The sequence below is a fragment of the Adhaeribacter radiodurans genome, assembly GCF_014075995.1.
Taxonomy (GTDB): domain Bacteria; phylum Bacteroidota; class Bacteroidia; order Cytophagales; family Hymenobacteraceae; genus Adhaeribacter; species Adhaeribacter radiodurans.
Map to the genome: position 1 here is coordinate 1,369,568 of NZ_CP055153.1, position 12,154 is coordinate 1,381,721.

General features: G+C 42.2%; 9 protein-coding genes. 5 read left to right on the forward strand and 4 right to left on the reverse strand.

Features of this window, described 5'->3' with window-relative positions:
* Positions 1-76 precede the first annotated feature (76 nt).
* Complete coding sequence (locus HUW48_RS05845; protein WP_182414788.1) at positions 77-3,034, reverse strand: glycoside hydrolase family 3 N-terminal domain-containing protein; 2,958 nt, start codon at positions 3,032-3,034, stop codon at positions 77-79.
* Positions 3,035-3,515: 481 nt separating this feature from the next.
* Here HUW48_RS05845 and mutL point away from each other — a divergent pair, with 481 nt between their 5' ends.
* The 4 genes from mutL (at position 3,516) to HUW48_RS05865 (ending at position 7,662) form a co-directional block, all read left to right on the forward strand.
* Positions 3,516-5,381 carry a DNA mismatch repair endonuclease MutL gene (gene mutL, locus HUW48_RS05850; protein ID WP_182414789.1) on the forward strand — a complete coding sequence of 622 codons (1,866 nt, stop codon included), beginning with the start codon at positions 3,516-3,518 and terminating at the stop codon, positions 5,379-5,381.
* An 11-nt stretch (positions 5,382-5,392) separates the two neighbouring features.
* A complete protein-coding gene (locus HUW48_RS05855; protein ID WP_182414790.1) occupies positions 5,393-6,169 on the forward strand; it encodes a rhomboid family intramembrane serine protease in 777 nt (258 codons plus the stop codon).
* Positions 6,170-6,178: 9 nt separating this feature from the next.
* Positions 6,179-7,078 carry a rhomboid family intramembrane serine protease gene (locus HUW48_RS05860; RefSeq protein WP_182414791.1) on the forward strand — a complete coding sequence of 300 codons (900 nt, stop codon included), beginning with the start codon at positions 6,179-6,181 and terminating at the stop codon, positions 7,076-7,078.
* 194 nt (positions 7,079-7,272) lie between these two features.
* Positions 7,273-7,662: a hypothetical protein gene (locus HUW48_RS05865; RefSeq protein ID WP_182414792.1), complete on the forward strand. Its 390-nt coding sequence runs from the start codon at positions 7,273-7,275 to the stop codon at positions 7,660-7,662.
* A 106-nt stretch (positions 7,663-7,768) separates the two neighbouring features.
* Here the strand turns inward: HUW48_RS05865 and cysN are convergent, their stop codons facing one another.
* The 3 genes from cysN to cysC form a co-directional block, all read right to left on the reverse strand.
* Positions 7,769-9,037: a sulfate adenylyltransferase subunit CysN gene (cysN, locus tag HUW48_RS05870; protein ID WP_182414793.1), complete on the reverse strand. Its 1,269-nt coding sequence runs from the start codon at positions 9,035-9,037 to the stop codon at positions 7,769-7,771.
* Between the two features lie 191 nt (positions 9,038-9,228).
* Entirely contained in the window at positions 9,229-10,134 is a 906-nt protein-coding gene (cysD, locus tag HUW48_RS05875; protein WP_182414794.1) for a sulfate adenylyltransferase subunit CysD, read from the reverse strand.
* Between the two features lie 154 nt (positions 10,135-10,288).
* Entirely contained in the window at positions 10,289-10,897 is a 609-nt protein-coding gene (cysC, locus tag HUW48_RS05880) for an adenylyl-sulfate kinase (RefSeq protein ID WP_182414795.1), read from the reverse strand.
* Positions 10,898-11,155: 258 nt separating this feature from the next.
* On the opposite strand from cysC, the gene cysQ reads away from it, so the two are divergent.
* On the forward strand, positions 11,156-11,935 hold the full coding sequence (gene cysQ, locus HUW48_RS05885) for a 3'(2'),5'-bisphosphate nucleotidase CysQ (RefSeq protein WP_182414796.1): 780 nt from the start codon (positions 11,156-11,158) through the stop codon (positions 11,933-11,935).
* Positions 11,936-12,154 lie beyond the last annotated feature (219 nt).

Sequence of the window (12,154 nt, forward strand, 5' to 3'; positions counted from 1 at the left end):
TATTACTTTAATTTATTTACTTTTTAATTTGCCCGGCTAAAATTTTAGCCTCAAAAATGCCTGATTGCACTTAAAATTACGACTTTGTTAGAATAGCTTTATAAATAACATCGTGAATGCGGGTCCGGAAATTTTCGGTAAGTAATTTTTGATTGGCAGCGTTCGGATACACGCGGTTCGATAAGAAGATATACACGAGTTTTTGATCGGGGTCAACCCAGGCGCAGGTGCCGGTAAAACCGGTATGGCCAAATGAATTTATGGAAGCCTTAATAGAGGTAGGTCCGAAACCATTCGGGTTAGGTTTGTCCCAGCCTAAACCGCGACGGTTAGTAGGGTCTTGCTGTTGCGCAAATTCCGTTACTACGGGTGTTTTAAAATACTGAATGCCCCCGTAATTTCCGTTTAATCGGTTCATTTCCATTAAAACCGCCAGGTCGGTAGCTGTACTGAATAAGCCGGCGTGACCGGCTACGCCACCCAGCATGGCTGCTGCCTGATCGTGCACCGTACCCCAAATCAAGCTTCGTCGGAAATAGTTATCGTACTCGGTAGGAGCAATTTGTTCTTTCGGGAATTTATTTAAAGGATTGTAAGTAAGCGTATGTAAACCTAAGCGCTGGTAAAAATATTTGTCATTAAATTCGGCAAGTGGTTGTTGCAGCAAACGTTCGGCTACCCGTTTTAAAATGTAAAAACTAAGGTCACTGTACTTCATCTCGTAGCGGGCAACTCCTCTTTTCTTAGGCAACAGGCGCGAGTGTAAGGTCCAGGACCAGAGCGAATCTTCCATAGTTTTCACGGAGTAAATGCCGGGAGCCACCTCGTTCGGGTAAATGGTAGTTTGCGCACTCGCGTAGTAAGTTGGGCTCAACTGCATCGAAGCCAAGGTTTTTTGCCAGTTAGGAATACCCGGTTGCAGACCCGCTTGGTGCAGCAAAATATCTTTAATTATTAAATTTTGCTTATTAGAGCCAATCACCTCGGGGAGGTAATAAGATAACTTTTGGTTTAAATCTAACTTGCCTTGATCTTTTAAGTACATAATAGCCTGCAGAGTAGAGGCTGCTTTAGTAATGGAAGCAATGTCGTAGAGGGTATTGGTTGTAACCGATTGGTTACCTTCATATGTATACTTGCCATAGGATTTGTTAAATACTATGGCCCCGTCGCGGGCTACCAGTACCTGACAACCGGGGGTAGCTTTTGTGTTAATAGCTTCAATGGCTAATTCATCAATTTCGCTTAAAACGTTTGAGTCGAGACCAACGCTTTCCGGAACATCGTAGCGAAGACGATTTAAACTGGCCGTTTCCAGACCAAAGCCCGCCGGGAAAGCGGCCGAAGCGGTAACCGGCAGTTTGCCTTGGGCAGGTAAAGAACCAAATAATACCTGCGGCGTTACACTCTGCGAAACCGGATTATCTTCGTAGCTACACACCAGCCATTTACTGCCTTCAAAATATTTTAAACTGTAGGCATTGCCCAATACACATACTACCACTTTTTGCCGCGGATTTTCTTTTTGCAGTTTCTGAATAAAGGTGCGGGAATACTCACCGATACCGTAATTGCTCACCGAAGTGCTGTTCAGGCTATGTAAACTAACTACTACTACATCAAAACCGCGTAACTTTTTCCGCAGGTTGATAAAAACAGAATCGGGTACGTACCGCTCCCGTACGTTAAAAGTGGCAAAAGGAGCGTAATGCTGCAGGGTTTCGGTAAATGGATTATCAGGCCGGATACCAATACTCACGTGAGCATAACGGGTGGTATCTACTTCCCGGAAAGGCAGTAAATTACCGTGGTTAGCCACTACAGTTACCGATTGTTCGTAAAGTTTGTGTTGTACTGCCCGGCTATGGGGGCGATTCAATTCTTCTTTCAGGTGGCTCAGGTTTATCGGGCGATATTGGCCCAATCCGGCCCAGTATTTAGCGTGTAATATTTTCCGGACCCGGGCATCAATATCTTCGGGAGTAATTTCCCCTCGGCCGATTGCGTTTTTAATTTCGGTAATGGCAGTGGGTACATTTTCCGAAAATAATAACACATCGTTACCCGCCAGCAGCGCCATGGCATCTAACTGGCCTGGTTTGTACGCCCGGGTTACACTTTTCATGTTTAAGGCATCGGTAAATACCAATCCCTGGTAGTTCATCTTTTGCTTTAATAAGCCGGTTACCAGTTTATGAGACAGGGTAGTGGCTTTCACTTCCGAAGAATCGAACTGGGGCATATAGAGGTGGCCCACCATTACTCCTTTTACCCCCGCCTGAAAAGATTGCACAAACGGGTAAAGATCCACTTCTGTTAATCTTTTTAAATCAGAGTTAATAACGGGAAGTGCCCGGTGCGAATCGGTATCGGTGTCGCCGTGACCTGGAAAATGTTTGGCTACGGCAATAATACCGTTATCCTGCAAACCTTTAATGTAGGCTATTCCGCGGCGACTTACCTGTTCTTTTGATTCTCCGAAGGAACGGTTACCTATAACGGGATTTTTAGGATTGCTATTTACATCCAACACCGGCGAGAAACTAACTTGTACGCCCAATCGGTGCAGGTTTAACGCAATCTCCTGAGCCATCAAATAAACGTAATGTTCATCGGCCATGGCACCTAAAGTCATTTGTTTGGCAAAGTGCATGCTGCTATCCAGGCGCATATTTAGACCCCATTCGGCATCCATGGCAATAAGCAGCGGAACTTTAGCTTTTGATTGATACTGGTTAGTGAGTGAGGCTTGGCGGTAAGGACTACCATACAGAAACATTAAACCCCCAATGTTATATTGGGTTACTAATTTTTCAATTTCCTGCACATGCTGGGAACCCCGGTTAGAAAGGGCCGTTACCATAAATAACTGGCCCAGCCTTTGATCGAAAGTAAGCGACGAAAAAACACTATCTACCCAATTCTGCTCAATTTTACTTACAACAGGTTGATCTGTTGGGCTATACGACGACAGAAGTAAAGTTAATCCCAGAAAAACGCTAACCGAAACAAGAAGTAAAATTCTCTTCCACATGGGTACCAAATACTAGTTATTTTGAATAGGCTAGAATAAAACCGAAATTGCCAGACCAGATTCTAATTCGTAACGAAAGTTCGCCTCCTATAAATATTACTACAATTTACCGTAGTTTGTGGCCAAAAAACCAATCTTTTCCTATTTCGGTTCCTGCTACCTTTGTTTTTCATCCTTTAGCGGCAAGTTTATTCTATAAACAAAAAACTATCCCGATAAAAACCAAAATTCAAAACGCAAAATCCAACAAATCGTTTGTAATATTACTAATAAATTTTCGATTGAATAAGTAGAAGGTAATTTAAAACTACTTGGTTTAAACTAGCTAATTCTTTTTACCTTTCTTTTTCTGCTTGCCTTTACCGGCGCATAGGATACATAATAAACGAAGGCGTCTGATGCAAAAGTGTTGTAACTGGTGTCGTATTCCTTTAAATTAATTTTTTAAGTTTGCCTTGTTATTAAATTTAAATATTGCTGCATGCCCGATATAATTCGTTTGTTGCCCGAGTATTTAGCAAACCAGATTGCGGCCGGGGAAGTGGTGCAACGGCCGGCCTCGGTGGTGAAGGAATTGCTCGAAAATGCTGTAGATGCCCAGAGCACCAGCATTCAGTTGATAGTGAAAGAAGCCGGAAAACAATTGATTCAGGTGGTAGATAATGGCTTGGGAATGAGCGACACCGATGCGCGCATGTGCTTCGAACGCCACGCAACTTCTAAAATCAAAACTACCGAAGATTTATTCCGGATACGCACCATGGGTTTCCGGGGCGAAGCGCTGGCTTCTATTGCAGCGGTAGCCCAGGTAGAGCTTAAAACCAAAACCCGCACCAACGATACCGGAACCAAAATTGTGATGGAAGGTTCTGAATTAATAAGCCAGGAACCAGTAGCTGTACCGGATGGAACTTCGGTTTGTGTGAAAAATTTGTTTTACAACGTGCCGGCCCGAAGAAATTTTCTAAAATCGAACCCGGTAGAAATGCGGCATATTTTAGATGAATTTATGCATCTCGCCTTAGCCCATCCGGACGTTGCTTTTTCGCTTTACCAGAACGAAATTGAAATTTTTCAGTTACCGGCCGGTAAACTCAGCCAACGTATTGTAAATTTATTTGGTAATAATTACCGGGAGCAATTAGCTACTTGCGAAGAAGTAACGCCTTTTATTAAAGTAAAAGGCTACATTGGCAAGCCAGAGTTTGCTAAAAAAAGCCGGGGCGAGCAATTCTTTTTCGTAAATGAGCGGTATATCCGTAGTTCGTATCTAAACCACGCTGTATTAACGGCTTACGAAGGTTTGCTACCCAAAGACAGCCATCCGTTTTACGTGTTATTTATTGAAATTGCTCCCGAAAGTATAGATATAAATGTGCATCCTACCAAAACCGAAATAAAATTTGAGGATGAAAAAACCGTTTATGCTATTGTTCGGGCGGCCGTGAAGCAATCGTTAGGAGTGCACAATATTGCTCCTTCGCTGGATTTTGACGGCGACGTAAATTTTTCAGCCCTGCACCCAGTTGTTTCGCCGGCTAATGAAAGTAATTTTGCTAAAGCCGCTAGTTTTGAAAGTTTTATTCAACAAAATACAATTACGCGGGCTCCTGAAGCTTCTGTTGCTACAGGAAAAAGTAAACCAGCGCAGGATTGGCAGAAAGTTTTTGAACCCTTACAACAAGTTTCACGAGAATTTCCGCGCGAAATAAACGAAAGTAACTTATCGGAGTTTGATTTTCTGAGCAGCGTTGGTACCACAGGAGCCAGCGATTTATCGGGTAAAAAGGCTTTGCAGGTACACCAGAAGTACATAATGGTGCAGGTAAAGTCGGGGATTATGCTCGTAGACCAACAAGCTGCTCAGGAGCGTATTTTGTACGAACTATATTCAGCTTCGCTGCAAAAAAACAGTGGCAGTTCGCAGGCCTTGCTGTTTCCGCAGGTAGTACAACTCTCGCCCGGCGATTACGATTTGCTACAGCAGCTTACGAAAGAATTTAATGCTCTTGGTTTTGTATTTAGTGAATTTGGCAAAAACACCATTGTATTGAATGGGATACCAGCCGATGTGCCGGCCCGCGATGAGAAAGCATTGCTCGAAGAATTGCTCGAACAATATAAAAACAATCAACAGGAAATAACTTTATCAACCAAAGAAAACCTGGCCCGGTCTATGGCTAAAAGAGTAGCATCGCGCTATACTAGCCGCCTTACTGATTTAGAGATGAATGCGCTCGTAGACAAGCTATTTGCCTGCCAAACCCCGAATTATACCCCATCCGGGCAAAAAACGTTAGTAATGATGGAATTGGGCCAGTTGCAAAACTTTTTTCTTAAAAATTGATATTACATAGTATGATGAATCTAACCCCCATGGTCCGAAACCTACTTATCATTAATGTAGTGGCGTTTCTGGCTTTTTCTTATTTTGGCAGTTCGGCTCCTTTTGCTTTATATGATTTTCGTTCGCAGCATTTTGGTGCTTACCAATTTATTACCTACATGTTTATGCACGGTAGCTTTGGCCATTTGTTCAGCAACATGCTTAGTTTATTTATTTTCGGACCCATGCTGGAGTATCGCTGGGGAGCACAACGTTTCTTAATTTTTTACTTGGTTTGTGGAGTAGGGGCAGGAATTTTATATTCAGGCATTCGTTCTTACCAGTTCAATAATATGCAGCAGGAAATGCAAACTTTTCTGGTAGACCCATCACCGGAGAAATTAAGTTCTTTTCTGGAAGACCATTACGAAGGTCAGTATAATAAACAAGCAGTAATTGAATATAAACGCAACGCAGACAACCCTACTGTTATAGCGGCCTCAAAGAAAGCAATTAAAAACATCTACGAGAGTATCATTAACATTCCAATGGTAGGAGCTTCCGGGGCTGTATTTGGATTGTTAATGGCTTTTGGATTGTTGTTCCCGAATACGGAATTATTCCTCCTATTTTTTCCGTTTCCCATAAAAGCCAAGTATTTTGTGTTATTCTACGGTGCTTACGAACTTTATGCGGGCGTGCAACGCTTGCCCGGCGATAACGTCGCGCATTATGCCCACTTAGGCGGAATGCTCTTTGCGTTTATATTGCTGAAAGTTTGGGAACGTGACCGATCTAACCTTTACTAACCAACCTGTATGACTAGTATTTTTGACGATGTCCGGAATGTTTTCCGTTTGCGCAATGCCCTCAACCAATTAATTTTAATTAATGTAATTGTGTTTGTGGCCTTGTTGCTGCTGCGGGTTATTCTGCGGATTTCTACCCATTCTGATGATTTATTTGAAACGATTCTGGAATATATTGCCATGCCGGCTAATCCCGGAGTTTTAATTACCCGCCCCTGGACTATATTTAGTTACTTTTTTACTCATCGCGAGTTTTTTCATATTATTTTTAACATGCTCAATCTATATTGGTTTGGGATGATTATTCGCGAGTATTTAGGCGATAAAAAACTGGTAAGTTTGTATATTCTGGGTGGTTTAGCGGGTGGTTTGTTTTTTCTGATGTTTTATAATCTGATTCCATATTACCAGCCTCGAGCCGTATACGCTACCATGATTGGGGCTTCGGCGAGTACTCTGGCGGTTACGGTTGCAGCCGCAACTTTATTACCTAATTTTCAATTTAACCTGTTGTTTATTGGGCCGGTAAAAATTAAATACATTGCCGCTTTCTTCGTGCTTTTATCTATTTCCGGGGCCATCGGCGATAATGCCGGAGGTAATTTAGCGCACTTGGGCGGTGCTTTTATCGGATTTTTATTTATTAAACAATTGCAACGAGGTTCCGATTTGGGCCGACCTATTCACGCGGTAGCCAATTTCTTCCGGAATATTTTTAAACCCCGTACTCCGTTAAAGGTAACCTACAAAAGCCAAAACCGGTCAAGCACGTATTCTTCTTCCGGCAGTAGTGAGCCTTCGCAAACCGAAATTGATTTAATTTTAGATAAAATTTCGCGGTCGGGCTACGAGAGTTTGTCAAAAGACGAAAAACAAAAGCTATTCCGCGCTAGCCAGAAAAAAGACTAGTAATTACGGTTGTAGCAGTCAAACTTCTACATTTTTCATAGTTTCCTGACCAGTTCAAAAAAGCTAGCCAGGTAAAAATTATTGATTAGATTATTATTTGGTTTTTAGGTTATGCATTTGCTTAACCTTTTGCATCGCTAGGGTAAGTTGTTGAACTTAACAGGAATTATTATCTAACTTACTAATTTTCAACTATGAAGTACGTTAAATATATTTTGGTGGCTTTCGGAATGCTAATTTATTTTGAAAGCCAATCGCAGACTAATGAACGAAACGACTTTCTGGTAAGGTTTAAAACGTTTACAACGGCACATTCTCCCAAGATTAAATCATTCATGCCATTAGTAAATCCGGGCAGTAATTTAACTTCTATGCCTAATGCCATTGATACCTCTAAAGCTTATATGGAAGATTCTGTAACGGGTTTAAGAATTTTTCCGCAGTTAGGTAAAGTGTATGACCCTAAAACGGGGTATTCTATTGCTTACGATTCGGATATTACCTACCACGTGGACCTGAAAGCAGGCAAAGTTTTTCAGGATCAATCAGAAGTAAAAGTAGAGCGGAATCAAAAAGTAGATTAGAGGTACTCCTCCCGAAGGAAAAAAGAATTAATTATAAGTTTTAAATAAAAGAAGTGGCTGTTCATTGATACGAACAGCCACTTCTTTTATTTAATGCAAAGCAATATTACAAAATAATGGCAGCGGCTACCGTTTCGTTGGTAAACTCGTCTACTAAAATTAAGCTGCCGGTACCGCTATTTTTCCGGTAATCGTCGTAAAATAGAGGCAGGGTAGTACGAAGGGTAATCCGTCCAATATCATTTAATCCAATATTCAGGTCGTCTTCTATCTTGTGCAAAGTATTAATATTCATCTTGTAACGAATATCTTTTACCAAACACTTGGCCTCTTTGGTGGTATGGCGCACAATGTATTTTTTGCCTTTTACCAGCGGCTTTTCGCTCATCCAGCACACCATTACTTCTAAATCCTGGCTTACTTCCGGTTGATTATTAGGCTTTACAATCATATCGCCCCGGCTAATATCAATTTCGTCGTTCAGCGTAATAACTACAGACATGGGCGCAAAGGCTTCGGCTACAGGTCCGTCAAAGGTTTCGATGCTTTTTACCGTACTCGTAAATCCGGAGGGAAGCACTAATACTTCATCGTCCGGTTTAAAAACGCCACCTTCCAGGCGGCCAGCATATCCCCGGAAATCATGGTACTCGGTGCTTTGCGGGCGTAACACATATTGCACCGGAAAACGGGCATCTACGTGGTTCAGGTCGCTGCCCAAGTGCACATTTTCGAGCATGTACAACAAGGTGGAGCCCTCGTACCACGGCATGTTCGTAGATTTGTTTACGATATTATCGCCCTGCAAGGCACTTACAGGCACGTAACGCACATCGGCAATATCTAAGCGGGAAATAAAATTCTGAAAATCGGTTTTAATTTTTTCGTAAACTTCCTGGCTATAATCCACCAAATCCATTTTGTTCACGCACAAAATAATATGATCAATTTTTAACAGGGAGGTTATGAAAGTGTGGCGACAGGTTTGTTCAATTACTCCTTTGCGGGCATCTACTAAAACCACGGCCAAATTAGCCGTAGAAGCGCCGGTTACCATGTTGCGGGTATACTGAATATGACCGGGAGTATCGGCCATGATAAATTTGCGTTTGGGCGTAGCAAAGTACCGGTAAGCCACATCAATGGTAATTCCTTGCTCACGTTCGGCACGCAAGCCATCGGTAAGTAGCGCCAGGTTTACGTACTCTTCCCCGCGCATTTGGCTGGTACGCTCAATATTTTGGAGCTGGTCTTCAAAAATTGTTTTCGTATCGTACAGTAAACGGCCAATGAGGGTACTTTTACCGTCATCCACGCTGCCGCAGGTAATAAACCGCAGCAAATCGGCATCGCGTTTTTGTTCTTTTATTTCCATTTTATTGGGTTGCAAGTTGCAGGTTACAGGTTGCAAGTTGAAAGGTTAGAAAGTGGAAAGGTTTTAAAGTTAAAACTTAGAAATATACTTTTTCTAAATTTAACCATTTGATCATTCCGCAATTACCATTAGAACTATGCAACAATAAATAAATTAGATTGTGGCCCATCGGCTATGAACCATGGACTATTTTAAAAATAGCCTTGTTTTTTACGGTCTTCCATGGCAGCTTCGGAGCGTTGGTCGTCGGCGCGGGCAGCGCGTTCGGTAACTCGGGCAGCCGCTACTTCGGCAATAATGTCGTCGATGGAACTAGCCGGTGAGAATACCGCCCCAGTACAGGTCATATCGCCCACCGTCCGGAAACGCACGGTTCTTTCTTCGTACTGTTCGTCTTTTAGTAAGGAAATGTATTCGGATTTTGCAAGTAACACGCCTTTGCGGTTCACAATTTCGCGCTGGTGCGAAAAGTAAATGCTCGGAATTTCTAGGTTTTCGGAAGCAATGTACTGCCAAATATCCAATTCCGTCCAGTTACTCAGCGGGAACACCCGGAAATGCTCGCCTACATTTTTACGACCATTGTACAAGTGCCACAACTCCGGGCGCTGGTTTTTCGGGTCCCATTGGCCAAATTCGTCGCGGTGCGAAAAGAAACGCTCTTTGGCGCGGGCTTTTTCTTCGTCGCGCCGGGCACCGCCAAAAGCTGCATCAAACTTAAATTCTTCGATGGCGCTCAAAAGAGTAATGGTTTGCAAACCGTTTCGGCTTGGGTTGGGGCCTTTTTCTTCCTGAGCCAAACCTTGGTCAATAGAATCCTGAACCGTGCGAACAATCAGGCGGGCGCCAATTTTATTCACCAGGTAATCACGGAATTCAATGGTTTCAGGGAAGTTGTGACCAGTATCTACGTGCAACATCGGGAAAGGTAACTTGCTGGGCCAAAAAGCTTTGCGCGCCAGATGTGCCATTACAATAGAATCTTTACCACCGGAAAAAAGCAATACCGGATTTTCAAATTGCGCAACAGCTTCGCGAATCAAAAATATAGATTCGGCTTCGAGTTGCTTAAGATAACTAAGTTTATAGGAATACATGTGTTTTAGTCCACAGTCCATGGTCCACGGACCACAGTTTATTTATTATATAGTCGAATTTGTTTTTACTAATTGGTATTAAGGATATTGGTTAGTAGAAGAATGTTATCCATTTTTAAATTTCTAACCTTTCAACTTTCCATCCTTCAACCTTTTAACCTAAAGCGGCAAAGGTAATGCGGGGTAAGATAGCATCCAAAAGCTTTTGTAAGCTAACCTCGTAGTTATCTTGATAGGTACGAATTTCAAGGTGAGGGTTTTGAGGTTCTTCAAAGGGTGCATCCAAACCGGTAAAGTTCTTGATTTCGCCGTTTAAAGCTTTTTTATATAAGCCCTTTACATCGCGCTGCGCACAAACTTCAAAAGGAGCATTAATGTACACCTCGTAATAATTTGATTCGCCTATAATGCTTTTCGCTAAATTCCGGATTTCGCTAGTTGGGCTAATAAGCGAACAAATGGTAACCACGCCGGCACTTAAAAATAACTTGGCAGCCTCAGCCGAACGACGAATATTTTCCATTCGGTCAGTTTCGGAAAAGCCCAGATTATTATTTATGCCACTTCGCAAATTATCGCCGTCGAGTAGTTGGGTAAGGTGGCCGCGCTGGTGCAGGGCAAACTCCAAACCTTTTGCCAATGTGCTTTTACCCGAGCCGGATAATCCTACCATCCAGATAACGAGTGCCCGTTGCCGAAGCAATTCTTCTTTACTGGTGCGCGAAAGCGTTTGGTCGAAAATCGGATGAATATTTTCTGCCATGTTGTTTTTGAAAAATTCGCGGCTAAATTAAGCGGTATTTAAATAAGATAATAAGTTTTCGTGCGGAAGTTTGAAAAAGAAACAAAACAGGTGAAATCCTTGATTGGAATTCTTGATAAAAAAGAGGTTTAGTACTTTTAAGTCTGAAAGGTAATAACAACCAGGAGCTACTATTATTTTAACTAATTAATTATAAATTGCCCGCCTATTGCAAGACTTTTATTTCGATTTAAACTCTGCTACCCTTTTAAAACCATAATGCAAACTTTTTCTCTTGCTTCCTTAATGCCATCGCTTTTGCAATTAGCGAAAGATGCTGGCCAAGCTATAATGCAGGTGTATAACCAACCAGCCAGTTTTACGCAGGTTACATTAAAAAGCGATCAATCACCTTTAACGCAAGCCGATCAGGCAGCTCACGATATCATCTCTACTGGTTTAGCTACTCTAACACCCGACATTCCGGTATTATCCGAAGAAGGAAAGTTAGTGCCCTACGAAGAACGCCGAAATTGGAAATACTACTGGTGCGTTGACCCTTTGGATGGTACCAAAGAATTTATTAGCCGCAACGGGGAATTTACGGTAAACATTGCTTTAATGGCTAACAATAAACCAGTTGCCGGCGTTATTTATGCTCCCGTACCCGACGAACTTTATTATACCGACGGGCAGAATGGTGCTTTTAAACAAATTGGTAACCAGCCAGAAATTAAACTTCAGGTAAGCGGTAAAACAGAAAATTTAGTAATAGTAAAAAGCCGGTCGCATAGTACGCCTGAAGAAATTACTTTTTTGCAATCATTTCCGGTTTCAGATGAAGTGCGGATTGGGTCTTCTTTAAAATTTTGTTTGATTGCCGAAGGCCGGGCGCAGCTTTATTACCGTTACGGGCCCACCATGGAATGGGATACTGCTGCCGGGCAAGCCATTCTGGCTCAGGCAGGCGGGCAGTTAACGCAACCCAACGGCGAATCTTTTCCTTACAACAAGCCAAATTTACTAAATGGCAGCTTTTTATGTACAGGATGGCAGTAAATAGTTGTTGGTAGCTTCTAAATGAATGGCGGCATTAAATTTGTGCCTAAATATTTTGTGCTATGGTTTAGTTTTTTACCTTTGCCCCAATTACTATAATTATGAAAGTAAAACAAAGCCTTTTTTTGGGTATTTACGGAGCGGCTTGTTGCTGTTGTGCTAAGTCTGTACCTTCGGAAAGGTTTACGGTTAAATAATTATTTTAAAAAAAGTAAATAT

Bases quoted from the DNA above. Each gene is read 5' to 3' on its own strand.
- HUW48_RS05865 (WP_182414792.1), top strand. From the start codon at position 7,273: ATGAAGTACGTTAAATATATTTTGGTGGCTTTCGGAATGCTAATTTAT.
- HUW48_RS05860 (WP_182414791.1), top strand. From the start codon at position 6,179: ATGACTAGTATTTTTGACGATGTCCGGAATGTTTTCCGTTTGCGCAAT.
- HUW48_RS05855 (WP_182414790.1), top strand. From the start codon at position 5,393: ATGATGAATCTAACCCCCATGGTCCGAAACCTACTTATCATTAATGTA.
- cysQ (WP_182414796.1), top strand. From the start codon at position 11,156: ATGCAAACTTTTTCTCTTGCTTCCTTAATGCCATCGCTTTTGCAATTA.
- cysC (WP_182414795.1), bottom strand. From the start codon at position 10,897: ATGGCAGAAAATATTCATCCGATTTTCGACCAAACGCTTTCGCGCACC.
- HUW48_RS05845 (WP_182414788.1), bottom strand. From the start codon at position 3,034: ATGTGGAAGAGAATTTTACTTCTTGTTTCGGTTAGCGTTTTTCTGGGA.
- cysD (WP_182414794.1), bottom strand. From the start codon at position 10,134: ATGTATTCCTATAAACTTAGTTATCTTAAGCAACTCGAAGCCGAATCT.
- mutL (WP_182414789.1), top strand. From the start codon at position 3,516: ATGCCCGATATAATTCGTTTGTTGCCCGAGTATTTAGCAAACCAGATT.
- cysN (WP_182414793.1), bottom strand. From the start codon at position 9,037: ATGGAAATAAAAGAACAAAAACGCGATGCCGATTTGCTGCGGTTTATT.